A 22361-nucleotide genomic window follows, 5' to 3' on the forward strand; every position below is an offset into this window, starting at 1 on the left:
TTGCTCCCGATGGACTGCGTAGCAGGCCCATTTTTGAGGCCGCTGCGCGGCCTATCGGGAGCAAGCCCCCTCCCACAGGTTATCCATCGTCCGCTCTATCTCTTAACTGACAGGCATTAGGGCAAGCCCGCTCACTACAAGCAGGTTCAAGTGGGCGTGGATGAAGTGAAGCCATCGGCTGCTGCCATTTTCTGACAGGGGCCTCTGCTAAGCTGCTGCACTTTTCGCTTTGCCGGGGTCGATATGTCGCGTACCACTCGTCTACTGACGTTGCTCCAAGCCCTGCGGGGCAAGAAACGGCCGGTGACTGCTGCTGTGCTGGCTGCGCAATTGGAGGTTTCGGAGCGCACTCTGTACCGCGATATCGCCGAATTGACGGCATTGGGCGCGCCGATTTTTGGCGAGGCCGGGGTAGGGTATGTACTGCGCGCCGGTCTGTTTCTGCCGCCCTTGATGCTCAATGCCGAGGAAACCGAAGCCATCGTGCTGGGCCTGCGTTATGTCGACCAGCGCGGCGATGACGTGCTGAGCCGCGCTGCCGCCAACGCCCTGGCGAAAATTGCGGATGTGCTCGACCCCGCCGCCCAGGAAGCGTTGCGCAACCCGACGCTCTTGCCCGGGCCGCCGGGCTTCGGCTACCCGGAAAACCGCGTGCCGCTCAACGTGTTTCGCGAAGCCATCAACCATCAAGCCAAGTTGCACATCGACTACGCTGATGCCAGCCAGACCCAGAGCCAGCGCCTGATCTGGCCGCTGGCGCTGGGTTTTCTCAATGAGGTGCGGGTCATTGTGGCGTGGTGCGAGTTACGCGGGGCCTATCGGACCTTTCGTACCGACCGTGTGGCTGCTGCGGCGAACCAGGGCGAGCGCTACCCAGGGCGACGCAGTGACCTGCTGCGAGGTTGGCGCAAGCTGATGGAACAACAGGCATCCGCACCCTTTACTCCTGACAAAAGCTGACACAAACCTGGCTTAGCATGGCGCCATAAATCACCAAAAAAGGAGCTGTGCCATGTCCCTTCCTGAGTTGGCCCCGGCCATCGCGGCCTATATCGAGGCGGCCAATACCTATGACACTTCGGCGGTTGCCCAGTGCTTTGCCGACGACGCCAACGTATTCGATGAAGGCGAGCATCAGGTCGGCACCGCCGCCATTGCACGATGGATGGAGGACACCGGGCGTCGCTACCAGCCTCGGGTCGAGGTACTCAAGGTTCAACACCGCACCGGCAAGGTGCTGGTCAGCAATGTGGTGCATGGCAATTTCCCAGGTAGCCCGCTGGAGCTGCGCTACACCTTTCGCCTGAACGAGCAGGGCAAGATTTCACGGTTGGATATCTCGCTGTAAGTCATACTGGCGGCCATGACATTCGACTCTCCGCTCGCCGCTTACCAACAGGCCATCAACCAGCAAGGTTTCGTGCCCGACGACGCCCAGCGTCGGGCGGTGGACGCCTTGCAGGCTTGCCACGCAGCCTTGCACCAAGGCCACTCGCCCATCACCGGGGTTTACCTGTGGGGCCCGGTGGGGCGTGGCAAGACCTGGTTGATGGACCAGTTCTACCAGAGCCTGAAAGTGCCTGCCCGGCGCCAGCATTTTCATCACTTCATGGGGTGGGTGCATCAACGCCTGTTCCAGCTCACCGGCATTCAAGATCCCTTGCAGGCATTGGCTCGCGAGTTGAGCCGCGAAGTGCGTGTGCTGTGTTTTGATGAACTGTTCGTCAATGACATCGGTGACGCGATCATCCTCGGTCGCCTGTTCCAGGTGATGTTCGAGGAAGGGGTAGTGATGGTCTGCACGTCCAACCAGCCGCCGGAGCAACTGTACGCCGATGGTTTCAATCGCGAACGCTTCCTGCCGGGTATCGAGGCCATCAAGCGGCATATGCGGGTGGTGGCGGTGGACGGCGCTGAAGACCATCGTTTGCATCCGGGAGCCGGCCTGCAGCGTTATTGGGTTAATCAGCCGGAGGCGCTTGCCACGCTGTTCAAGCAATTGAGCGAAGGGCAGGCGGTATCCGACGGGCCGCTCAGCGTGGGCCACCGAAGCCTCGCGGCCGTGCGCTTCAGCGACAGCGTGGTGTGGTGCCGCTATGCCGATCTGTGCGAGCAACCGCTGTCGGCAATGGACTTCATGCTGCTGTGCGATCGATTCAAGGCCATCCTGCTCGGTGAGGTTCCCTGCCTTAGTGCGCAGACCCGGCCAGGCCGCATCGCCCGTGGCACCGAAGATGGTGCGCAGCGTGTCGAAGCCGGTGATCGCGAATTACCGGCCCTGTCGGTGCACGATGACAGCGTGCGGCGCTTCATTGCGCTGGTGGATGAGTGCTACGACCGCAAGGTCCCGCTGTTTATCGAGGCCCAGGTGCCGCTCCAGCAGCTCTACACCGAGGGCTACCTGGAATTTGCGTTCCGGCGCACCTTGAGCCGCTTGCAAGAGATGCAGTTGCAGCGTTTCGGCGCCGGGGAAAAATCCACGTAAAACGTAGTTGGCGCGTTTTGGAAACGCACAACCTTCGTGCTTTCTGTCGGGCATTTGTAGTTAATCTCCTTCATCTGCGTCCGGCTCCACGCTTACAATCCTCGTTCTCAAAGGGAACCGGTTCCCTTGTTGTCGCAATCGAGGAAGGCAATGGACACCCCAGATATCCTGGTGCTGCAAGCCAGCTACACAAACCCTGTGCACGCCGAGGCCATTGGCCAAGTGCTTAATCACTACGCGCAGGACCCGATGGGCGGAGGCCATGCCTTGCCGGCCGACCTGTTGGAGCAACTGCCTGCCGAATTGGCCAAGCGCCCCCACGCATTCAGCGTACTGGCGTTTGTCGGTGGCGAGCCGGCGGGGTTGGTCAATTGCTTTGAAGGTTTCTCGACCTTCGCCTGTCGCCCGTTGGTCAACGTCCACGACGTCGTGGTGATGCAGGCGTTCCGTGGCTTGGGGCTGAGCCAGAAAATGCTGCAGAAGGTTGAAGAGATCGCGCGTCAACGCGGTTGCTGCAAGATCACTCTGGAAGTGCTGGAGGGTAACGCCGTCGCGCAATCGGCGTATCGCAAGTTTGGCTTTGAAGACTCGGTCTTTGATCCGGCCCACGGTCGCATGTTGTTCTGGAAGAAGTCGCTTTAATAAACGCAGGCATAAAAAAGGCGCCATCAAGTGGCGCCAAGTTAACCTTTGCCACAGGAGCGAAGTGGCACAGGGGTATACGTATTAAGTCAGCGTTAAATCAACTTTTCGGAAGCGGCTCTGAACGGTTCTGTTCAACACTGGAGGCTTTTACCGACTTGCCATCGGCGGACGCAGTCTGTTCATTCGTGCCGTGGGTTTGCTGCTGGACGAGGTTGAAGTTGTTGTAGAACTCTTTCGAACGCTCTGAGCCGCCTTCGGCAAAGGCAGCGGCGGAAGTCAGGGTCATCAGGCTGGCAAGCATTAAAGTCGAAAGTTTCATGGCAGTATTCCCGTTAAGAGTGAAAGGTATCCAGTCGTTCCGTGATTAGATTCATGGAGCGACTATGGGCCTATCTTATTAACTGGGGGTTAACGCGGTGATGACCCGAAGTTAACGTTTTTGTTAACTTCGGGAATATCTGAATAATCAGTCAATGATTACTTGAGAACGACGTCGGAAGCGTCCGCGGCTTTTGGCTTGAGCAAGCTGAAATCAATCAAGCTCTTCTGCTGGCGTGCATAGGGGTCGCCAATCAAGCGGGGACGTGGCTTGAAGCTGTCGTTGACCAGGCTCTTGCTGCGGTCCCACTCATCGAAACTCAGCCCGGCCAGGTCGGCCCAGGTGTGGATCAGTTGTGCGCTGCTGTACGGGCGCTGCAAGTCTGCGGCGAAGCTCCAGTCGTGGGTTTCACGCCATTTGGGCGAGGCGTAGGCCATGAATGGAATCGTGTACATCGGCGCTGTCGGTTTGCCCTCGTTACGGCCCAGCGTGCTGTGTCCGGCCGAGTCGTAGACGTCCTCGCCGTGGTCCGACAGGTACAGCAGGAAACCGTTCGGATCGGTCTTGGCGTAGTCCTTGATCAGGCTCGAGACCACGAAGTCGTTGTACAGCACAGCGTTGTCGTAGCTGTTGTAGATCGGCAACTGTTCATCGCTGATGCCCTCGGGCACGCCCTGGCGATCGGTGAATTTCTCGAAGGTTTCCGGGTAGCGGTACTGGTAGCTCATGTGCGTGCCCAGCAGGTGCACCACGATGAACTTGCGCTCGGCGGTATCGGCCAGGGCCTTGGAGAAGGGTGCCAGCACGTCACCGTCGTATTGGCGAGCATTCTGGTTACGGTTGTTGTTCAGGTACACCTGCTCGTCGGCCTGCTCGGAGAAGGTCGTGAGCATGGTGTTGCGCTTGGTCATGGTCTGCTGGTTGGTGATCCAGAAGGTCTTGTAGCCGGCCTGTTTCATCACGCTGACGATCGACGGCGTCTTGAGGTAAAGATCCGGGTTCTCTTCGTCGGCGAAGGTCAGCACCTGTTGCAGCGCTTCGATGGTGTAGGGGCGCGGGGTGATGACGTTATCGAACACGGCCAGTTGGTCGCGCAGCTTGTCCAGCTCCGGCGTAGTGTTGCGCGGGTAACCGTAGAGGCTCATGCGCTGGCGGTTGGTGGACTCACCGATGACCAGTACCAGGGTCGACGGTTGGCCGGCCATGGTGTCCTTGAGGTTTTTCAAGGGGGGAATCTGGCTGGCACTGGTCAGCATGCCTTGCATGTTGTTCAGTTGCTCGGTGTAGCGGCGATAGGCAACGATCATCTGCCACGGTACCGCCGGCTCGATGCGGCTTTCGAAGCGCTCAATCGCTTGTTCCCGGGTGTCGCTGGTGGCGAATTGCTTGACCAGTGGGTAACCGACCACGGCTACGACGATCGCGACGGCGGCCAGTATCGACTGGCCACGAGGCAGGTAGACCGGGCGCAGGCGCGTCCACAGGAAAACCGCCATGGCGGTATGGGCGATGAACGCCAATATGATCCACCAGGCAAAGTATTGGGTGGCATATTCGCCGGCTTCAGAGATGTTCGACTCGAACATGATGAAGATGACGCTCTGGGAAAATTCCTGCTGGTAGATGAAGAAATAACCCAGGCTGGCCATGGAGCATGCCCACAGCACGACACCGATCAAGGCGGCGAGCAGGCGCGTGCGGCGCGGGAACAGCAACATGGGCGCCAGCCACAGCGCGCTCAGGAAGAAGGCTTGCCGGAACCCACTGAAGCCGGACGTGCCGGTCAGTTGGATGAGTAGTTGGGTAATACCCGAGAAATACCAGAAAAACAGAAACAGCCAGCCCAGGCCGGCCCAATCAAAGCCTTTCGCAGTCGTCGTGCTGCGTTTGAACATCGCCATCCAGCGCCCCATCAGTCAATGATTGCCGCGCACACGCGCACGGCATCAGGCCGCTCGGTAAGTGAGCGGCATCGCGGATCGGAAGTATCGGGGCAGGTATGTGAAAACTTTGTGAGTTTTCTGTAGGCATTGCCTTGCAACGCTCTGGCGTGCAGCGTTCAGCAGAGTGCAGGCTTGGCGCCCGACGGCTGTTCCAGCTGGGCTTGCAGTTGCGAGCGTAGGCGCAGAACCTCTTGCTGCAACTGATCGCGTTCGTCTTTGAGCTGGCGCAGTTCATCGCGACGAACGGTGACGTAAAGGGTTTGCGGCGGTTTGGTCATTTGTACTGCGCTCATTGCTTACCTCGCAAATAGCCGGTAGATCGCGGTGCCGGAGTGCTCGGTTCGAGGTTCTCGGCATCAGTCGAGAGCAAGTCTGAATTCTTTTTTGGATCAAGGGAACTTTTTTATTTTTGGCGGTCGTGTGACTTTTGGTGGGGTGATGTTGAAACGATGGCGACTTTTTTGTCATGAAACTACACGGATCTGCTCTGGACTAATCCTCATTAGCCTCATTGCGCTATAAACTATGTCACACATTTTTTAGTAGTTAGGAGCATCAGCACATGCAACTGGGGATTATCGGACTAGGCCGCATGGGCGGTAACATTGCGCGGCGCCTGATGCTCAATGGGCATACCACCGTTGTATACGACCGTAACGAAGCATTCGTCAAAGGCTTGAGCGAGGAGGGCGCCACCGGCGTTGCCGACCTCAAGGCCCTGGTTGCCGGGCTGCAGAAGCCGCGTACCGTCTGGGTCATGTTGCCGGCAGGCGCGCCCACCGAAGACACCATCAACGAACTGAGCACACTGCTTGAAGACGGTGATGCCATCATCGATGGCGGCAACACCAACTATAAAGACGATGTGCGTCGCGCCAAGGCCTTGGCCGAAAAGGGCCTGCACTACGTAGACGTGGGCACTTCCGGCGGCGTCTGGGGCCTGGAGCGCGGTTATTGCATGATGATCGGTGGCGACGCGCAGACCGTGCAGCGCCTGGACCCGATCTTCAAGAGCCTGGCGCCGGGTCTGGGCAGCATCCCTCGCACCAAGGACCGCGCCGCCGATGCCGACCCACGTGCGGAACAGGGCTACATCCACGCCGGCCCTGCGGGCTCCGGCCACTTCGTCAAGATGATTCACAACGGCATCGAGTACGGCATGATGCAGGCGTTCGCCGAAGGTTTTGACATTCTCAAGACCAAGAACTCGGAAAACCTGCCGGAAGACCAACGCTTTGACCTCAACGTCGCCGACATTGCCGAAGTGTGGCGCCGTGGCAGCGTGGTCTCTTCGTGGTTGCTGGACCTGACCGCCGACGCCCTGGCCACCGACCCGAAACTCGACGGTTACTCCGGTTCCGTCGCCGACAGTGGCGAAGGTCGTTGGACCATCGAGGCCGCCATGGAGCAAGCGGTGCCGGTGCCGGTGCTGTCCACTTCGTTGTTTGCACGTTTCCGTTCGCGCCAGCAGAGCACCTACGGTGACAAAATGCTGTCTGCCATGCGCTTCGGCTTTGGTGGTCACGTGGAGACTTCCAAAAAATGACCGCCAACGGCAAGAAACCCAAGGCCGAACCCGCTCCACCCACCACGCTGTTTCTGTTTGGTGCCCATGGTGATCTGGTCAAGCGCCTGCTCATGCCGGCGCTGTATAACCTCAATCGGGATGGGTTGCTGGGCGATGGCCTGCGTATTGTTGGCGTTGATCACAATGCTATCAGTGACGCCGACTTCGCCAAGAAGCTTGAAGATTTCATTCGCACCGAGGCGGCAAGCAAGGTCAGGGGCAGTGCTGGAAACGCATTGGACCCTGAGCTGTGGGCGCAGTTGGCCAAAGGTATCAGCTACGTCGAGGGCGACTTCCTCGACGACACGACCTACGCCGATATCGGCAAGAAGATCGCCGAAAGCGGCACCGGTAACGCGGTGTTTTACCTGGCCACCGCACCGCGCTTCTTCAGTGACGTGGTGCAGCGCCTGGGCAGCGCCGGGCTGCTCAACGAAACGGACGAGGCCTTTCGCCGTGTGGTCATCGAAAAACCTTTCGGTTCCGACCTGGCCACTGCCGAGGCGCTCAACGCGTGCCTGCTCAAGGTGATGAGCGAGAAGCAGATTTATCGCATCGACCATTACCTGGGCAAGGAAACGGTGCAGAACATCCTGATCAGCCGTTTCTCCAACGTGCTGTTCGAGGCCTTCTGGAACAACCATTACATCGACCACGTACAGATCACCGCCGCCGAAACCGTCGGCGTGGAAACCCGGGGTAATTTCTTCGAGAAAACCGGCACCCTGCGCGACATGGTGCCCAACCACCTGTTCCAGTTGCTCGCGATGGTGGCGATGGAACCTCCGGCAGCGTTCGGTGCCGATGCGGTGCGCGGCGAGAAGGCCAAGGTCGTCGGTGCTATCCGACCGTGGTCCCTGGAGGAAGCCCGGGCCAACTCGGTACGTGGCCAGTACACCGCCGGTGAGATCGGCGGCAAGTCGCTGCCCGGTTACCGCGAAGAGGCGAATGTCGCGCCCGACAGCAGCACTGAGACCTTCGTTGCCCTCAAGGTGATGATCGACAACTGGCGTTGGGTCGGCGTGCCGTTCTACCTGCGTACCGGCAAACGCATGAGCATTCGCGACACCGAGATCGTGATCTGCTTCAAGCATGCGCCCTATGCCCAGTTCCGCGACACCGAGGTGGATGAACTCAAGCCGACTTACCTGAAAATCCAGATCCAGCCCAACGAAGGCATGTGGTTCGACCTGTTGGCCAAACAGCCTGGGCCGACCCTGGAAATGGCCAATATCGAATTGGGCTTCGACTACAAGGACTTCTTCGAAATGCGGCCTTCGACGGGGTATGAAACCCTGATCTACGACTGCATGACCGGCGATCAGACCTTGTTCCAGCGCGCCGACAACATCGAGAACGGCTGGCGCGCCGTGCAGCCGTTCCTCGATGCCTGGAAAGAAGATGACGGCATCCAGGCCTACAAGGCCGGTGAAGACGGCCCGGCAGCCGCCGACGCCTTGCTGGCCCGTGATGGCCGCAGTTGGCACTCGCTGGGATGAATGACGTAGCGATTCATCCCATCCGATTCGTCTTGAGTGATATGGACGGGACGCTCTTGCGTCCCGATCATCAGCCCAGCCAACGCACCCTGGATACGGTACGCGCGCTGCGCGATGCCGGCGTGCTCTTCAGCCTGGCCAGTGGGCGCCCGCCCAAGGCCATGTTGCATATGATCGAGGCCTTCGGCATCGATGTGCCGGTTGCGGGTTTCAATGGCGGCACGCTGATCAACCCGGACGGCAGCATCCTGGTTGCCCACCACTTGCCGGCGGAGGCGGCGTTGGTGACGTTGGCGCTGTTCTCCGGCGAGCCGGACGTAGAGGTCTGGGTATTTGCCGATGGCGACTGGTTGCGTCGCGACCCGCCAGGTCCGATGGTACAGCGTGAAGCCGATGGTCTTGGCTACGGCCCGAAAGTGGTCGAGAGCTTCGAGCCGTACCTGGATCGGGTCGACAAGATTGTCGCGGCCAGTCAAAACACCCAGTTGCTGGTGGAGCTGGAAGCACGCTTGCAGCCCAAAGTGCAGGGTTTGGCGCAGGTCTCGCGTTCGCAACCGGTTTATCTGGATGTGACGGCCATGCTGGCCAATAAAGGCGAAGCCCTGAAGACGTTGGCGGCGCATCTTGGCATACCGCTGGAGCAGACAGCCGCCATCGGTGATGGCGGCAATGACCCGGCGATGTTTCACGTGGCGGGTTTTTCGATTGCCATGGGCCAGGCGGAAGAAACCGTCAAGCGCCAAGCCAGTGTGGTCACCGGCAGCAATCTCGAGGATGGCGCGGCGCAAGCGTTTGAGCGCTTTATTCTCGCGGCGCGATAAACCCTTAAGTTCCAATGCCGAACTTGCGCTCACTGTTCTACAGTGAGCGCAAGTTAGCGCAGCGGCTTACTTGGGCATCGCCCAGGACTGCAACTGGTAGCCATCTTTGTCGAGTTCGGCGCGGGCTTGCAACAACAAGTCTTCCAATTGCGCCGGGTCGGTATAGGCGCTCGAAGAAAGTTGTTTGCTGCCAATACGGGTATTAGTGCGGTCGATGACGCTCAGGCTGAGGGCGCCATTGCCATCGTGCCAGGCTACGCACTGAAAGGGCTGGAAAGCACGGTCTGCGATCAAAAGAGCTTCGTTGATGCGGAGCGGGGCGTTCATGTGGGTCGTCTCTCTCAATGCCCATTCAAGTGAAATGCCGTCGGTTGGGCTGACCGTGCGGCGGGTTACTTGTACTGATGCACGAAGGCGGGGTACGGGTCACATGTTAAAACGAGAAATTTCAACTTTTCCTGATTAGTGTCATGTAAGCAGCTGTTTTGAAAGCTGAATGAAAGTTTGCGCGCGCCGCAACTTTTTTGTACATGCGCTGAGGAAGTGGCTTTTTGCCGCCTCCTTATAGCGAATCGGTACAAAGCCTGCGTCAAGATCTTGCTAGGGTTATCAACAGCTGCCACAAACTATTGTTTCTAAATAACTTTAGTCATTTTGACGTCAGGGAGTAGTCATGGTTTTTACACCTGTCCAGCGCCGCCTGCTCGTGGTTGACCCCTGTGACGATTGCCACGGGCTATTACCCGGTTTGCGCAGTGCCGGATGGGAGGTGGACAGTTGTGACCTGGAAGCCGTGGGCGAGCGATCCTGCGATGTCGGCCTGTTGCGTTTGCACCCCTCGCACCTGGAACGCCCGGAGGCGGTCAAGGAGTTGATCAGCCGCAGCGGTACCGAATGGATCGCCGTACTCAGCCAGGATGTGCTGCGCCTGCAAAACGTCGGCGATTTTGTCTGTGAATGGTTTTTCGACTTTCATACCTTGCCGTTCGACGTCTCCAGGGTGCAGGTCACCCTGGGCCGTGCCTTTGGCATGGCGCGCCTGCGCGGCAAATGTCACGCGCGGGTCGACGAACCCGAGCATGAACTGCTCGGCGACAGCCGGCCGATCCGCGAGCTGCGCAAGCTGCTGGCAAAACTGGCGCCCACCGAGTCACCGGTATTGATTCGTGGTGACAGTGGTACCGGCAAGGAGCTGGCGGCCAAGACCCTGCATCGCCAGTCACAGCGCCATGGCAAGCCCTTTATCGCCATCAATTGCGGCGCGATTCCCGAACATTTGATCCAGTCCGAGCTGTTTGGCCACGAGAAAGGTGCGTTTACCGGTGCCCATCAGCGCAAGGTCGGGCGGATCGAAGCGGCCCACGGGGGTACGCTATTCCTGGATGAGATCGGTGACTTGCCCATGGAGTTACAGGCCAACCTGTTGCGCTTCCTGCAAGAGAAACAGATCGAACGGGTGGGGGGCAGCAGGCCCATCCCGGTGGATGTCCGGGTACTGGCCGCGACTCACGTCGACCTCGAAGCCGCCGTGGCAAAGGGCACGTTTCGTGAAGATCTGTATTACCGGCTCAATGTGTTGCAGGTGGTCACTGCGCCGTTACGCGAGCGTCACGGTGATGTAGGGATGCTGGCCAACCATTTTTCGCATTTCTACAGCCAGGAGACCGGTCGTCGTCCGCGCAGTTTCAGTGAGGATGCGTTGGTTGCCATGGGCGAGCACCTGTGGCCGGGCAATGTGCGCGAGTTGGCCAACCGTGTACGGCGCGGCTTGGTGCTGGCGGAGGGGCGACAAATCGAAGCCGCCGATCTGGGTTTGCAAAGCCGGCAGGCAATCGCGCCAGTGATGGCTACACTGGAAGATTACAAGCACCGCGCCGAACGCCAGGCGCTGTGCGATGTGCTCAACCGGTACAGCGACAACCTGAGTGTCGCAGCCCGTGTCCTGGGCGTATCCCGGCCAACGTTCTACCGGTTGCTGCACAAACACCAGATCCGCTAGGGCGGGTAAACCAAAAAGCCCCGCAACGACCCTTATCGTTGCGGGGCTTTTTCCTGTCGGGCCTTTCCTGATGAATGTGCGGGCTTTTCGCACCGCCGCTCCAGGCTGCAAAGCAGCCCTTTGCGTCAGAAGTAGTACGGGAACTTCAGGCTGAAACTGAACGAAGGCGCATCCGGCGTGATGCCGATGGCCAGGTTCGGCACGATGGTCAGGTTGTCGGAGGCCGCGATGGTCATGCCCACGTTGAAGTAGCCGGCATTGGCATCGCTGGAAACCACCGACTGCCAGTCGCGGCCGTCCGGCTTGAGCTTGCTCTGGCGCTGCACGAGGTCGGACACCGAGAACGACATGCTCATCTTCTCGTTGAGTGCGAAGGCGACGCCGGCGCCGATCTGGAAGCTGTCGCCCAGGCGCACCTTGCCGCCCACTTTCTGGTTGACGTCGCTGCTGATATCGTCAAACGACTCCTCGAAATTGTGGGTGTAGGACAGCGAGCCAAACAACACCGCCGGGTCAAAGGTCTTGACCAGGGAAATGCCGGGGGTGATCGACCAGACACCGTTACCCGTTGGCAGGCTTTCAGGCAGGAAAAGGTTGTCGTTGTCCGGTTGCTTGACCAGCTTGATGCCAAACGGATCTTTACCGGTCGGTGCCTTGACCCGCAGAGAAACCACTGCATCCGGCAGGCTGGGAGTTTCGTCGAGGAATTTGTACGCCACGCCGAAGTTCACGTCACCCAGGGTTGGATTGCGGGTGACTGAAGCCTCCGATGTCGCGGTGGCATCGTTGCCGGCGCCGCTCGACTGGTAGGTCGACTCGCGGTACACCACCGGCGCGTTCACGTCGAACTGCCAGCGGTTATCGACGTTGTAGCGCGCGGTCAGGTCAAGGGTCCAGCTATCGGACTTGATCCGGTCCAGGTTGAGATTGCCCAGGAAGATCGAATCCAGCGCCAGGAAGCCGTTGAGGGTCAGTTGGCGCGCATCGTAGCGGGCATAGGTAATGCCGGTTTCAACGCTGAACTTGCCATTGCCGAAAAAGCCGCTGGCTTCGTTATAAAGGTTGCTCACACTTTGCGCGGGGGCCGAATCATCCTTGAGAGACTGCCCGTAGGAACTGCCGCCACCTGCCGCGCCCCCGGACGCCGCTGCGGCACCTGTGCCGGCGACAGCCGTGCCGCCTTTCTTGAAGTCGGCGGGCGACTTGGCCAGGCGTCGCGGCGCGGGTGTTGCCGGTTGGTCTTCGACCTGGCGTACACGCTGTTCCAGCACCGCGAGGGCTTTTTGCTGCACTTCGTAACGCTGTTTGAGCTCGAGGAGCTCCTGTTTGAGGGTTTCGACATCGGTATCTGACGCTGCATACAACATGGATGCGGGCAGGAGTGTACTCAAACAGACCACCGCACGTAGCGATAACGATCGTTGCATGAAATAAGCCGTCCTTTTAATGCTTAAGTGTCGAGGGTCAGCGTAGTTCAATAACCGAGATTGCGTAGGCCTTTGAGTTGATCCAAGTTGCAGTTCAACGCGCGATTGTTCAGACCATTGTTCATCACGACATTGAGCTGGGTCATGTTGTTGACGAAGTTGGAGTTGCCGGTCAATACCGTACCTTGCAACACGTTCCCGCCGCCGATCTGCTGCAGGCTGTTGCCTTGGTTATGATTGGCCTGGATCGCCATCTGCAGGCCGCCGTTGTTGGCTGACACGCTCACGCGGCCTGCCGCGCTATCGCCGGTGACGGTACCGCCGGCGACCAGCACTTGCCCCGATTGCACGGCATTGGCAGGGGCGAAGCCGTTCTGGCTGATGTTGATGCCCACATCGTTGTAGGCGGTGTTGCCATCGCCGGCCGTGCGCACGCTCTGGGTCACGCCCTGGCCGCTGCCCAGGCCCGCGCCGCCTACCACGTTGCCGGTACCGGTGTGCTGGTTAGTCCCGCTACCGGTGGCGCCGGTAGTCTGTACGTAGAACTGCGGGGTGATCGTGGTTTTGTCGATCTGCATGCTGGCCTTGCCGGTAATGGTGTCGCCCACGGCGTTGGTCCAGGTGCTGCTCATCACAATGCCGAAGCTGATGATTCGCCCCGGCATTACGTAACGGCCACGCAGATCGGCCATTTCCGAATCCTTGAGTTCGATCGGTTTGAACCCCGACGACGCATAAGCAGGCATTGAGGCTGCCAGACACAAGACGGTCAGCCAGCGGGAAGTGTTCATCTTCAGCTCCTGGAGCGTCCTGCTCCTTATTGCGCTTCTAGAAGAAGTCGCTTTGGATAAAACCGAAGTCCATCAGCTCGGTATCGGCCAGGGGCTTGAACTTGTTCATCATGTTCCTGGCGGTCAGCGGGGTGGGCGGGTCGAGCAAGACATTGGTCTTGTCGTAACCCTCACCCAGCACGGCGAATACGATGCCGTTCCAGCCCTTGACGAAGTCGTCCTTCGAGTAGCGTTTATGGCCCAGCACCGGGTCGCCGATATACACCCAGTCCTTGTCGGCGCGCTGCATCACCACAAAATGCTTGTAGCCTCGAATTTCCAGCAATACCACTACGGGGATTCTCACCGTTACCAGCGTCTCAGGCGCAATTTTGTAGCCTCGGGCACGCATGCCGATGCTTTCGAGATAGCGCTTCATGTCCAGCATGGAAAAGCCCTGGGTACGCACCAGGTTCTGGTCGGCGGTCACCAGCATGCCTTTGATGACATGATCTTCGTCGACGTCCAGCCAATAGGCTTGGCGCAGGATGGTGGCGAGTGCCGCGGCACCGCAGCTGAAATCGGTTTTCTGTTCCACCAGGTTGGCGAAGCGCCGCTCACGAATACTCTCGACCTTCTTGAAGATGACTGCACCGCCAGGCATGGCGGAAACCGCCATGGTGCCCGCCCACGTAGGGCCGGTGAGCAGCATCAGGAGGGTGAGGGTCGCGAGGCGCATGATCGTATGACCTGTTGGACACTGGAATAAAAAAGGGCCTTGTTGCCAAGGCCCCATTGCATCAGAAGCGCACGCCGCTGGCGCAGACACTGCAACCCTGGCCGATCGACAGGCTGTTGCTGCCTTGGTTACCACCGCCCGATTGCAGGTTCACACCCACGTTACCGGAGTTGTGGTTAACCGAGTTGTCGAGGCTGGAGTTGTTGGACACGTATTGAGGCTTGCTGCCCCAGCCATAGCCATGGCTGGTAGCCGCGGCGTTGAGGTAGGTGTTGTTGAGCGAGTTTTGCTCGGTGTTGGAGGCTGCCGCGATGTTTTTACCATCGGCGGTGGTGATCGCCAGGTTGTTTTTACCCTGGTTGCCCTGGCCGGCTTGACCGTTGTAGCCCACGTTGCCGGAGTTATTGTTCACCGAGCTGTCCAGCGACGCATTGTTTTGCGTGCCTTTGTTGGTGAAGGTGTTGTGCTTGCTGGCTTGATCCACGTCGATCACTGCAAACACCGTTGCAAAGTCGCCTTTGGCACTGGAGATAGCACCGGCGTTGTCAGCTTGGTTGCCCGAACCCGCCTGCGCGTTTACCCCAACGTTACCGCTGTTATTGGTGACCGAGCCATCAGCCGAAGCATTGTTTTCGGTTTTGGTATCGTCGAATTTGTTGTGTGCACTTTTTTGCACATCGGTCACGACGGAGGCAACAGTACCGGTGGGTTGAGGGGCAGGGTGCCAGCCACCACCTGCTTGAGCAGCAGCAGCCATGAGTGCGGCGAGAGCGAAAACCAGTGGTTTCAGAGCCATTTGAGGTTTCATGGTGTTTCTCCTTGCTTCTAATTAGTTGGTTAAGTGTTGGTACGGTCTAACGTGTGCTACCAAGCGCTTACTTGATAGTGATGCCCAGGGTGTTAGCCACTCGGTTCCCCACCCCGGCACTCTGGTTCACCTGAATCACTCCTCGGCTGCCGGTGAAGGCCTGGTCGCTTGTCACGACCTGGCGGCTGCCAGTGGTGGGGGTGAGCCCTGAGTCGGTTGCCAGCGTCGTGGTGTTCTGTTGCAACAAGACGCTGTCGTCGATGCTGAGCGGGGCAGGATTGACGCTGATCCGCACGGCATTGACTGATTGGTTATTGGCCCCGGCCGACTGGTTGAAGCCCAGTACACCGTTGCCGTTGCTGAAAGAGGTGCCCTGGATCGCCGCCTTGGCGTTCAGGGAGGGATCGACGCTGCCATCCATTCGCTGGATGTTGAGGGTGGTGGCCTGGCCGCCCAGGGTGACGGCGCGGTTGTTGGCCATCTGTTGCTGGCTGCCTGCAGCCTGGTTGATCGACAGATTGCCGCCGTAGTCCTGCCCGCTGTTGTTGATCGTCGCGGTGTTGTCGGCCATGGCCGCAGCACTGCCCAGCAGGGCTAGTAGCACCAGGGAGCGGTTCATCATTTGCCCCCCATCATGCTGCCGATGTTGTTCAGGGGCGCCATGCCGCGCTGGATCGAGTCGCTGATCTGCCCACCCACGCTGCTGCCTGCACCGTGGCCGGCGGCAGAGCCGGCACCCAGGGTCGACATGCCGTTCTGAGTGGCTTGCAAGTGGGTCAAGTTGCTGCTGGATTGGACCGCTTGCACGATGCTCGAACCGCTGCTGATGCCGCCGATCGCCGCATCACTGAGCTCGCCCGTGGCGCCTATGACTTCCCGGCTTGGGTTGGCGTTGGCGGTGGTGGGGTAGGGGTCTGGCCCGAAAGGGGGACGCCCGTACATGTGACCTTGTACATCGCGGCCTGTCACGATAACGCCGTCACCCGCATAGCTCGGAACGCTGAGGCCGACACTGAGTGCACAGCTGATCAGCAGCATGTTCATCGAAACTTGAGTGAGTGTGGCCACGGCGGCATTCCTTATTCTTCGCGCTGACCCTAAACAGCGCTGTAAGGAATAGAGCAGAAGCTGTGCCGCTTTTTATTTATCGTTGTTATTCAAAGGGTTGAGTTTCTTGTGGGGCGAAGTGATGGCCAGGGTGTTTCATTGATGAAACAACAGCCCTCTGATGGGATATGCCCAGTCTTGTCTGAAGGTGTCTCAGCAATGAAACACTGCGCATGACAAAACGATGAATTCGCCTAGAGTGGGCGATCCAGAGGCGCAAGGTGTTTCAAAAATGGACACTGCGGGCACGAACGAAGCGGCCTTGGCAGGTAGAAGGCTCAACCTTTGGGGGCTTTACGCGGGATGGAATTGAGGACGGGGTTGCCTTCCAGGTTCTGGGTCAGGTAGACCGGCAGCACTTTAGGCAGGGACGGGATGAGGTTGTTGACCTCATTGATGTTGTAGATGCCACCGATGCGAATCGCCCCGGTACTGGCGTCCGCCAGCATCACCGGTTTGTCCAGGTAGCGGTTGATCAAAGGCAATGCGTCGGAAAGCGCCAGGTTGTCGAGGATCAGCTTGCCCTGGCGCCAGGCCAGCGCGGTATCGTCGGGGGCGGTCGCCTGCACGCGCGGTGTCGCGTCGCCGGGTTGGTAGCTGGCCTGCATGCCGGGGTTCAGCGGTACGCTGGCGTGCAGGTTGTCGCTGGCGACCTGTACCGAGCCCTCCAACAGCATCACCCGCACCTGGTCTTCATATTTCCAGACGTTGAACTGGGTGCCGGTGACCCGCACCTGGCCTTCGCCGGCCTGCACGATAAACGGGTGGGCACGGTCGTGGCTGACGTTGAAGAAGGCTTCGCCTTTTTTCAGCGTGACCCGACGCTGGTCCTTATAGTTGCTGTAGACCAACTCTGTGCCCAGGTTGAGTTCCACCTGGCTGCCATCGCCCAGGGTGACCTGGCGCAACCCGTGCGTGGCGTCATAGCGTTCATAAGCGCTGGGCACCCAGCCCGCTTCCCAGCCGGTGAAGGCCGCCAGGGGCAATGCCACCAGGCTGATCGCCGCTGCGACCGCATAAGTGCGCCAACGGCTGCGTGGCTTGAACGGCAGCGGTACTGCCCCAGCGCTGGGCTCATGGCGTGGCAGGTGGTCGGCGACGTCCCAGATCTCCAGCATCGCGGCGTATTCAAAAGCGTGCAGGGGGTGGGCGTCGTGCCATTGGGCAAAAGCCTGACGTTCAGCGTGCGTGCAATCGCTGGCGTGCATGCGCATGCACCAATGCGCGGCCGCATCGGTGATGGCGTCATATTCGGCTTCTGAAAGGGACTTTTCGGTCATCAACTCATCCTGATTTCGCACATTCTAACCTCCGTAGCAGGATGACGAGAACTGCCATCATGGTGATTGCATTTCAATTGGGAGTGGTTCTCGTTTGTTGTCTTCTGAAGCCTGGATACCTCCACAACTCCGGTGGTCAAGTTGAGACCTTGTGGCGAGGGAGCTTGCTCCCGTTGCGGCCTATGAGCCGACCTGTTGGAGTGACCGAGTACATATCCATTGCTGCGGTAACGGCGGCTTAGGGTTCCGCTCTTACAGCGGGTCACTTTTGGAAGGACCCAAAAGTAACCAAAAGGTCCTTGCCCCACCACTCGGCACCTCGCTCAGGCTCGGTGTGCCCGAACACAGGCTTGAATCCGTGGGCCGCCGCCACGCGCCATCCATGGCGCGGGGCGGCTAACCCGGCGTCCTGCCGGGTTGCCCACGGATTCAAGCCTGTGTTCGGCCAGCGTGGTTTGACGGGGCGCTTTAGATCAAAAGCAAAATCAAGATCAAGATCAAAAACACGGGATCAGGGCCATCATTTGTGTAGATACCTATGCTTCTGAATGCACCGAAAAACGCAGGTTGACAGTGGGCTTGCCCCCCGGTGTTTAATCGTCGGCCTGGCTACCCAGTCTTGTTGCCCCTTCCAATCATAAAATCGGAGCTTCAGATGTCACAGGTCCATGAGCGGGCGTTGGTCCGCATCGGTTTTGCCGAGCTGGTGGCGTTGCTGCATCGGGTCTTCGTACTGCACGGTACCTCGCCGCAGGTGGCCGCGACCTTGGCCCGCAACTGTGCCGGCGCTGAGCGCGATGGCGCGCATAGCCACGGGATTTTCCGTATACCCGGTTATGTCAGCACCCTGGCCAGCGGCTGGGTGAATGGCAAGGCCGAACCGGTGGTCACCGATGTCGCCTCAGGCTTTGTGCGGGTGGATGCCGGTAATGGTTTCGCCCAGCCGGCGCTTGAGGCTGCGCGCCCGCTGCTGGTGGAAAAAGCCCGCAGTGCCGGAATTGCACTGTTGGCCATTCATAACTCCCATCATTTTGCCGCGTTGTGGCCTGACGTCGAGCCGTTCGCCGAAGAGGGCCTGGTGGCGTTGAGCGTGGTCAACAGCATGACCTGCGTGGTGCCCCATGGCGCCGACCGCCCGTTGTTCGGTACCAACCCGATTGCTTTCGCCGCCCCGCGTGCCGATGGCGCGCCGATTGTGTTTGACCTGGCGACCAGCGCCATCGCCCATGGCGATGTGCAGATCGCGGCACGCAAGGGCGAGCGCCTGCCGCCAGGCATGGGCGTGGACAGCCTGGGCCAGCCGACCCAGGATCCAAAGGCCATATTGGAAGGGGGCGCGTTGCTGCCCTTTGGCGGGCACAAGGGCTCGGCCTTGTCGATGATGGTGGAGTTGCTGGCGGCGGCCTTGACCGGCGGCAATTTTTCTTTCGAATTCAGTTGGGCCGACCATCCAGGGGCGCGTACGCCATGGACGGGGCAGTTATTGATTGTGATCGACCCGAGCAAGACCGCCGGGCAAAGCTTTGCCGAGCGTAGCCAGGAATTGGTGCGCCAGATGCATGCGGTGGGGTTGCGGCGGTTGCCGGGGGATCGGCGTCATCGCACACGGGAGCGGTCGGATGCGCAGGGTATCGAGGTGGATGCCGAGGAGTTGGCGCGGCTGCGAGAGCTGGCCGGCGAATAAAACAGGCTGCGCCAGCGCCGGCGCAGCCCGATTCGATCAGTTGCGGCGGCCCAGCAACAGGCCGACGACCAGGCCGAAGCCTGCGGAAATCGCCACGGTCTGCCATGGGTGGCCACCGATGTAGGTTTCGGTGGCATCGACCACCGGCTTGCTGCGTTCACGTACGTTGGACACCGAGTCCAGCGCTTGCTTGAGTTTGATGGCAACCTGCTCGCGCAGGGTTTCTCCTTCTTCACCCACCAGGGATGCGCTGCTTTTGAGCAGCTTGTCCGACTCTTCTATCAGCGCGGTCAATTCGCTGAAGGCTTGATCCTTGATTTGGTCTTCGACGGCTTGGGCAGCGGTTTTGCGGGCCATTGGGTGACTCCTTGCAAGTGGATGTGACAGTGAACAATGGAGTATCGGGCCTCGGCAAAAGTTGCAGTTTTTTTGCGCCGAGGCCGTTGAAGGCTAAATCCGGATCAGGAAGTTTCGACCTACAGTGTAAGATGTCGCCTATTTGTGCAGCAGGTAATTCAACATGAGCTTCAATCTCGCCAACAAGACCCTCGCCGAGCGCGCCGAGCTGGAAGATGAAAAGTCCCGACTTTACGAGCTGTGGCAGACCAACCTGGGCAAGGCCAAGGGGGAGGCCGCGCGGCTGTTCGGCGAGCGTGCCAAGCGCAAGGGCAAGTGGGCCGAATGGGTCCGCGCGGAACTCGACGGCATGTCGCCGCCGGAGTTTTCCAACATGGTGCGCAGTGAAGTCAACAAGCTGATGGCGGCGGCTAAATAAAGCACGCCACGATCGCCTCGCGTACCTTCAGCAACAGGGGGTCGAGCTGGGCCTGGGTGCGCCAGCCCAACTCCACCGGATAGCGCGGCAGCGCCAGCGGGCAGGGCAGTACGCGCAAGCCGGTCATGCGCGCAATCGCCTCGGCGGCGTGCCCCGGAATGGTGGCGACCGCCTGGCTGCCCTTGAGCAAGTACGGCAGCGCCGCAAAGTGGCTGGTGGATGCACACACCTGGCGGCTCAGCCCCTGCGCCGCCAACCCCTCATCGGTAATCCCGATAAACCCGCCCGACGACACCAGCACATGTTCGCGTGTGACGAACTCGTCCAGGCTGATGCTGGCCTGGTCCGAGTCCACCAGGCAGCGGTAATCACCTTCTCCCACGACTTGGCGACTGAGCCGGCCTTGGGCGAAACCACCGGCGGTGAGCGCCAGGTCGAGGGTGCGATCAAGCAGGGCGGCTGCGACAATCTGGCTGTGGGTCTGACGGAAAATCACCCGCAGTTTCGGTGCGCGTTGTGCGATTGCGTCCATCAGCCGACGGCCATAGGCAATCTCGAAATCATCGGACAAGCCCACCACCACCGAGCGTCCCTGATACTGCTGGTTACCCGGGTCGACCATTGCCAGGCTTTGGCGACAGCGGTCCAGCGCTTCGCTGATGACCGGTTTCAATTGATTGGCGCGCAACGTCGGCGCCAGGCCACGCCCGGTACGCACGAACAATTGATCGCCATAGACCTCGCGCAGGCGGCGCAAACCTGCGCTGATGGCCGATTGCGTGACACCCAGGCGCAGGGCCGCCCGGCTGGCACTCGACTCGTCGTGCAGGGCTTCGAAGGTTTTCAGCAGGTTCAGGTCGACCTGGATGATATTCATTTGGCTCATATCATTTAGCACTGAGGTGGGCTTTATTCATGATCGAGGCTGGCGGGAAAATGGGCAACCCCCCTCATTCGGAGTGAACCTGATGCCTGTTTCGATAGTGGCAGCCCTGCAAATCGGTGCCTTGCCTGGCGGCAAGGCCGAAACCCTTGAGCAAATCCTGGCGTATGAGCAAGAAATCAAACGCAGCGGCGCACAACTGGTGGTGATGCCGGAAGCCCTGCTGGGCGGTTATCCCAAAGGTGAAGGGTTTGGCACGCAATTGGGTTACCGCCTGCCCGAAGGCCGTGAAGCCTTCGCCCGCTATTTTGCCAATGCCATTGATGTGCCGGGCGCGGAGACGCAGGCGCTGGCCGAGTTGTCGGCGCGTACGGGGGCGAACCTGGTGCTCGGCGTGATCGAGCGCAGTGGCAGCACCTTGTATTGCACCATGCTGTATTTCGAACCGACGGGCGGCCTGGTGGCCAAGCACCGCAAGCTGATGCCCACCGGCACCGAACGATTGATTTGGGGCAAGGGCGACGGCTCGACCCTGCCGGTGATCGACAGCGCCATAGGGCGCATCGGCGGCGCCGTGTGCTGGGAAAACATGATGCCGTTGCTGCGCACGGCGATGTACGCCAAGGGCGTCGAAGTGTGGTGTGCGCCGACCGTGGATGAACGCGAGATGTGGCAAGTCAGCATGCGCCATGTGGCCCACGAAGGTCGCTGTTTTGTGGTCAGCGCCTGCCAGGTGCAGCCATCGCCCGAGGCGCTGGGTGTGGAAGTGGCCAACTGGCCGGCGCAGCGCCCCTTGATCGCGGGCGGCAGTGTGATTGTCGGGCCGATGGGCGATGTGCTCGCCGGGCCATTGCGCGGTGAAGCAGGCTTGTTGACGGCGCAGATCGATACGGACGAACTGGTGCGTGCGCGCTATGACTACGACGTGGTGGGGCATTACGCCCGGCCGGATGTGTTTGAGTTGACGGTCGATGAGCGGGCCAAGCCGGGCGTACGCTTCATCGCTGACTAAACGCCGCTCAGCTGTGTGGGAGGGCCGGCTCCCACATTTGCAACCTCATTGGCTCAGGCGTGGGTATTCCAGCCATTGCTCGCGAGTCATTTCCCAGAGGTCCCGCGGGAAGGTGCCTTCAACGAACTCGCCTTGATCCGTGCGCACCCGGCGCATCCCTTCACGCTCGGAAATCCGGCGCGACGCCAGGTTCGGCGCCGCCTTGGGCACCCTCAACAGTGGCCGCTCCAGTACGCCAAACCAGTAGTCGTTCACCGCCGCACAGGCTTCGCGCATCAAGCCTTGCCCTTGCCATTGTGGGCCGAGCCAAAAACCACGGTTGTTATCGTGTTCGTCCATCAGGCTGATATTGCCGATTAACTTGTCCGGCGCGCTTTTCAGGCGGATCGACCAATGCCATTCCTTACCACGGGCCATGGCGGGCAGGGCGATTTGTTCCAGATAGGTGCGTGCGCCATCGGCCGGATAGGGCCAGGGCACCAGGGCGTTGAGGTAGCGCACGACTTCCCAGTGCGGGAATTGCTGTTGGATGCCCTCGGCGTCGGCCAGGGTCAGTGGTCGCAGGATCAGTCGTTCGGTGAGCAAGGTCGGTTGCATG

The 22361-nt window shown here is 59.9% G+C and carries 25 protein-coding genes; 11 read left to right on the forward strand and 14 right to left on the reverse strand.

Annotated features, from left to right (window positions below):
* The first annotated feature begins 243 nt into the window (after positions 1 to 243).
* From DK870_RS20160 to DK870_RS20175, 4 genes are all read left to right on the forward strand, one after another.
* Positions 244 to 960, forward strand: a complete 717-nt coding sequence (locus DK870_RS20160) for a YafY family protein (RefSeq protein WP_060757106.1) — start codon at positions 244 to 246, stop codon at positions 958 to 960.
* Positions 961 to 1012: 52 nt separating this feature from the next.
* Entirely contained in the window at positions 1013 to 1348 is a 336-nt protein-coding gene (locus tag DK870_RS20165) for a nuclear transport factor 2 family protein (RefSeq protein ID WP_060757105.1), read from the forward strand.
* Positions 1349 to 1363: 15 nt separating this feature from the next.
* Entirely contained in the window at positions 1364 to 2485 is a 1122-nt protein-coding gene (zapE, locus tag DK870_RS20170; RefSeq protein ID WP_161549499.1) for a cell division protein ZapE, read from the forward strand.
* A gap of 150 nt (positions 2486 to 2635) precedes the next feature.
* Complete coding sequence (locus tag DK870_RS20175; RefSeq protein ID WP_090371465.1) at positions 2636 to 3127, forward strand: GNAT family N-acetyltransferase; 492 nt, start codon at positions 2636 to 2638, stop codon at positions 3125 to 3127.
* Between the two features lie 100 nt (positions 3128 to 3227).
* Here DK870_RS20175 and DK870_RS20180 read toward each other — a convergent pair whose 3' ends face one another.
* The 3 genes from DK870_RS20180 to DK870_RS29390 all read right to left on the reverse strand — a co-directional run bounded on the left by DK870_RS20180 (position 3228) and on the right by DK870_RS29390 (position 5685).
* Positions 3228 to 3449 (reverse strand): hypothetical protein, encoded by a 222-nt coding sequence (locus DK870_RS20180; protein WP_060757102.1) that lies wholly within the window; start codon positions 3447 to 3449, stop codon positions 3228 to 3230.
* Between the two features lie 158 nt (positions 3450 to 3607).
* Positions 3608 to 5350 carry a phosphoethanolamine transferase CptA gene (locus DK870_RS20185; RefSeq protein WP_090371463.1) on the reverse strand — a complete coding sequence of 581 codons (1743 nt, stop codon included), beginning with the start codon at positions 5348 to 5350 and terminating at the stop codon, positions 3608 to 3610.
* Positions 5351 to 5508: 158 nt separating this feature from the next.
* The gene (locus DK870_RS29390; protein ID WP_178126883.1) at positions 5509 to 5685 is read right to left on the reverse strand and encodes a DUF6026 family protein; all 177 of its coding nucleotides are present in this window, start codon (positions 5683 to 5685) and stop codon (positions 5509 to 5511) included.
* A gap of 269 nt (positions 5686 to 5954) precedes the next feature.
* Between DK870_RS29390 and gnd the strand changes: the two genes are divergently transcribed.
* The 3 genes from gnd to DK870_RS20200 are packed head-to-tail and all read left to right on the forward strand — an operon-like array spanning position 5955 to position 9279.
* Entirely contained in the window at positions 5955 to 6938 is a 984-nt protein-coding gene (gene gnd / locus DK870_RS20190; RefSeq protein WP_090371461.1) for a phosphogluconate dehydrogenase (NAD(+)-dependent, decarboxylating), read from the forward strand.
* Positions 6935 to 8458 carry a glucose-6-phosphate dehydrogenase gene (gene zwf / locus DK870_RS20195; protein WP_161549500.1) on the forward strand — a complete coding sequence of 508 codons (1524 nt, stop codon included), beginning with the start codon at positions 6935 to 6937 and terminating at the stop codon, positions 8456 to 8458. The genes gnd and zwf overlap by 4 nt, the downstream gene beginning before the upstream one ends.
* The gene (locus DK870_RS20200; protein ID WP_104993468.1) at positions 8455 to 9279 is read left to right on the forward strand and encodes an HAD family hydrolase; all 825 of its coding nucleotides are present in this window, start codon (positions 8455 to 8457) and stop codon (positions 9277 to 9279) included. Before zwf ends, DK870_RS20200 begins: the two co-directional genes overlap by 4 nt.
* Positions 9280 to 9345: 66 nt before the next feature.
* On the opposite strand, the gene DK870_RS20205 is transcribed toward DK870_RS20200, so the two are convergent.
* Positions 9346 to 9606, reverse strand: a complete 261-nt coding sequence (locus DK870_RS20205) for a hypothetical protein (protein ID WP_025857279.1) — start codon at positions 9604 to 9606, stop codon at positions 9346 to 9348.
* A 346-nt stretch (positions 9607 to 9952) separates the two neighbouring features.
* Between DK870_RS20205 and DK870_RS20210 the strand changes: the two genes are divergently transcribed.
* Positions 9953 to 11278 carry a sigma-54 dependent transcriptional regulator gene (locus DK870_RS20210; protein ID WP_161549501.1) on the forward strand — a complete coding sequence of 442 codons (1326 nt, stop codon included), beginning with the start codon at positions 9953 to 9955 and terminating at the stop codon, positions 11276 to 11278.
* Between the two features lie 125 nt (positions 11279 to 11403).
* Here the strand turns inward: DK870_RS20210 and DK870_RS20215 are convergent, their stop codons facing one another.
* From DK870_RS20215 to DK870_RS20245, 7 genes are all read right to left on the reverse strand, one after another.
* Complete coding sequence (locus tag DK870_RS20215; RefSeq protein WP_104993470.1) at positions 11404 to 12705, reverse strand: hypothetical protein; 1302 nt, start codon at positions 12703 to 12705, stop codon at positions 11404 to 11406.
* Positions 12706 to 12752: 47 nt separating this feature from the next.
* Complete coding sequence (locus DK870_RS20220) at positions 12753 to 13496, reverse strand: hypothetical protein (protein WP_060757095.1); 744 nt, start codon at positions 13494 to 13496, stop codon at positions 12753 to 12755.
* A gap of 37 nt (positions 13497 to 13533) precedes the next feature.
* Positions 13534 to 14214 (reverse strand): C39 family peptidase, encoded by a 681-nt coding sequence (locus DK870_RS20225; protein ID WP_090371448.1) that lies wholly within the window; start codon positions 14212 to 14214, stop codon positions 13534 to 13536.
* A 61-nt stretch (positions 14215 to 14275) separates the two neighbouring features.
* Positions 14276 to 15022 (reverse strand): hypothetical protein, encoded by a 747-nt coding sequence (locus tag DK870_RS20230; RefSeq protein ID WP_161549502.1) that lies wholly within the window; start codon positions 15020 to 15022, stop codon positions 14276 to 14278.
* 67 nt (positions 15023 to 15089) lie between these two features.
* Positions 15090 to 15641: an adhesin gene (locus DK870_RS20235; protein ID WP_104996119.1), complete on the reverse strand. Its 552-nt coding sequence runs from the start codon at positions 15639 to 15641 to the stop codon at positions 15090 to 15092.
* A complete protein-coding gene (locus DK870_RS20240) occupies positions 15641 to 16090 on the reverse strand; it encodes a hypothetical protein (RefSeq protein WP_060757092.1) in 450 nt (149 codons plus the stop codon). Before DK870_RS20240 ends, DK870_RS20235 begins: the two co-directional genes overlap by 1 nt.
* A gap of 317 nt (positions 16091 to 16407) precedes the next feature.
* Positions 16408 to 17409, reverse strand: coding sequence for a FecR family protein (locus DK870_RS20245; protein WP_161549503.1), 1002 nt, complete (start codon positions 17407 to 17409; stop codon positions 16408 to 16410).
* A 655-nt stretch (positions 17410 to 18064) separates the two neighbouring features.
* On the opposite strand from DK870_RS20245, the gene DK870_RS20250 reads away from it, so the two are divergent.
* The gene (locus tag DK870_RS20250; protein WP_161549504.1) at positions 18065 to 19093 is read left to right on the forward strand and encodes an Ldh family oxidoreductase; all 1029 of its coding nucleotides are present in this window, start codon (positions 18065 to 18067) and stop codon (positions 19091 to 19093) included.
* 36 nt (positions 19094 to 19129) lie between these two features.
* On the opposite strand, the gene DK870_RS20255 is transcribed toward DK870_RS20250, so the two are convergent.
* On the reverse strand, positions 19130 to 19450 hold the full coding sequence (locus tag DK870_RS20255; protein WP_016979401.1) for a YqjD family protein: 321 nt from the start codon (positions 19448 to 19450) through the stop codon (positions 19130 to 19132).
* Positions 19451 to 19613: 163 nt separating this feature from the next.
* On the opposite strand from DK870_RS20255, the gene DK870_RS20260 reads away from it, so the two are divergent.
* The gene (locus tag DK870_RS20260) at positions 19614 to 19868 is read left to right on the forward strand and encodes a hypothetical protein (RefSeq protein WP_060757089.1); all 255 of its coding nucleotides are present in this window, start codon (positions 19614 to 19616) and stop codon (positions 19866 to 19868) included.
* On the opposite strand, the gene DK870_RS20265 is transcribed toward DK870_RS20260, so the two are convergent.
* On the reverse strand, positions 19861 to 20754 hold the full coding sequence (locus DK870_RS20265; protein ID WP_161549505.1) for a LysR family transcriptional regulator: 894 nt from the start codon (positions 20752 to 20754) through the stop codon (positions 19861 to 19863). The two genes, DK870_RS20260 and DK870_RS20265, sit on opposite strands and share 8 nt — an antisense overlap.
* 82 nt (positions 20755 to 20836) lie before the next feature.
* Between DK870_RS20265 and DK870_RS20270 the strand changes: the two genes are divergently transcribed.
* Positions 20837 to 21763: a carbon-nitrogen hydrolase family protein gene (locus tag DK870_RS20270; protein ID WP_060757087.1), complete on the forward strand. Its 927-nt coding sequence runs from the start codon at positions 20837 to 20839 to the stop codon at positions 21761 to 21763.
* A 45-nt stretch (positions 21764 to 21808) separates the two neighbouring features.
* Here DK870_RS20270 and DK870_RS20275 read toward each other — a convergent pair whose 3' ends face one another.
* Positions 21809 to 22360, reverse strand: a complete 552-nt coding sequence (locus DK870_RS20275) for a GNAT family N-acetyltransferase (protein WP_161549506.1) — start codon at positions 22358 to 22360, stop codon at positions 21809 to 21811.
* Between the last annotated feature and the right edge of the window lies 1 nt (position 22361).

The sequence above is a fragment of the Pseudomonas sp. Q1 genome (assembly GCF_009935975.1).
Classification (GTDB): Bacteria; Pseudomonadota; Gammaproteobacteria; order Pseudomonadales; family Pseudomonadaceae; genus Aquipseudomonas; species Aquipseudomonas palleroniana.

Bases quoted from the DNA above. Each gene is read 5' to 3' on its own strand.
- DK870_RS20160 (WP_060757106.1), top strand. From the start codon at position 244: ATGTCGCGTACCACTCGTCTACTGACGTTGCTCCAAGCCCTGCGGGGC.
- DK870_RS20165 (WP_060757105.1), top strand. From the start codon at position 1,013: ATGTCCCTTCCTGAGTTGGCCCCGGCCATCGCGGCCTATATCGAGGCG.
- zapE (WP_161549499.1), top strand. From the start codon at position 1,364: ATGACATTCGACTCTCCGCTCGCCGCTTACCAACAGGCCATCAACCAG.
- DK870_RS20175 (WP_090371465.1), top strand. From the start codon at position 2,636: ATGGACACCCCAGATATCCTGGTGCTGCAAGCCAGCTACACAAACCCT.
- DK870_RS20180 (WP_060757102.1), bottom strand. From the start codon at position 3,449: ATGAAACTTTCGACTTTAATGCTTGCCAGCCTGATGACCCTGACTTCC.
- DK870_RS20185 (WP_090371463.1), bottom strand. From the start codon at position 5,350: ATGGCGATGTTCAAACGCAGCACGACGACTGCGAAAGGCTTTGATTGG.
- DK870_RS29390 (WP_178126883.1), bottom strand. From the start codon at position 5,685: ATGAGCGCAGTACAAATGACCAAACCGCCGCAAACCCTTTACGTCACC.
- gnd (WP_090371461.1), top strand. From the start codon at position 5,955: ATGCAACTGGGGATTATCGGACTAGGCCGCATGGGCGGTAACATTGCG.
- zwf (WP_161549500.1), top strand. From the start codon at position 6,935: ATGACCGCCAACGGCAAGAAACCCAAGGCCGAACCCGCTCCACCCACC.
- DK870_RS20200 (WP_104993468.1), top strand. From the start codon at position 8,455: ATGAATGACGTAGCGATTCATCCCATCCGATTCGTCTTGAGTGATATG.
- DK870_RS20205 (WP_025857279.1), bottom strand. From the start codon at position 9,606: ATGAACGCCCCGCTCCGCATCAACGAAGCTCTTTTGATCGCAGACCGT.
- DK870_RS20210 (WP_161549501.1), top strand. From the start codon at position 9,953: ATGGTTTTTACACCTGTCCAGCGCCGCCTGCTCGTGGTTGACCCCTGT.
- DK870_RS20215 (WP_104993470.1), bottom strand. From the start codon at position 12,705: ATGCAACGATCGTTATCGCTACGTGCGGTGGTCTGTTTGAGTACACTC.
- DK870_RS20220 (WP_060757095.1), bottom strand. From the start codon at position 13,496: ATGAACACTTCCCGCTGGCTGACCGTCTTGTGTCTGGCAGCCTCAATG.
- DK870_RS20225 (WP_090371448.1), bottom strand. From the start codon at position 14,214: ATGCGCCTCGCGACCCTCACCCTCCTGATGCTGCTCACCGGCCCTACG.
- DK870_RS20230 (WP_161549502.1), bottom strand. From the start codon at position 15,022: ATGAAACCTCAAATGGCTCTGAAACCACTGGTTTTCGCTCTCGCCGCA.
- DK870_RS20235 (WP_104996119.1), bottom strand. From the start codon at position 15,641: ATGAACCGCTCCCTGGTGCTACTAGCCCTGCTGGGCAGTGCTGCGGCC.
- DK870_RS20245 (WP_161549503.1), bottom strand. From the start codon at position 17,409: ATGACCGAAAAGTCCCTTTCAGAAGCCGAATATGACGCCATCACCGAT.
- DK870_RS20250 (WP_161549504.1), top strand. From the start codon at position 18,065: ATGTCACAGGTCCATGAGCGGGCGTTGGTCCGCATCGGTTTTGCCGAG.
- DK870_RS20255 (WP_016979401.1), bottom strand. From the start codon at position 19,450: ATGGCCCGCAAAACCGCTGCCCAAGCCGTCGAAGACCAAATCAAGGAT.
- DK870_RS20260 (WP_060757089.1), top strand. From the start codon at position 19,614: ATGAGCTTCAATCTCGCCAACAAGACCCTCGCCGAGCGCGCCGAGCTG.
- DK870_RS20265 (WP_161549505.1), bottom strand. From the start codon at position 20,754: ATGAGCCAAATGAATATCATCCAGGTCGACCTGAACCTGCTGAAAACC.
- DK870_RS20270 (WP_060757087.1), top strand. From the start codon at position 20,837: ATGCCTGTTTCGATAGTGGCAGCCCTGCAAATCGGTGCCTTGCCTGGC.
- DK870_RS20275 (WP_161549506.1), bottom strand. From the start codon at position 22,360: ATGCAACCGACCTTGCTCACCGAACGACTGATCCTGCGACCACTGACC.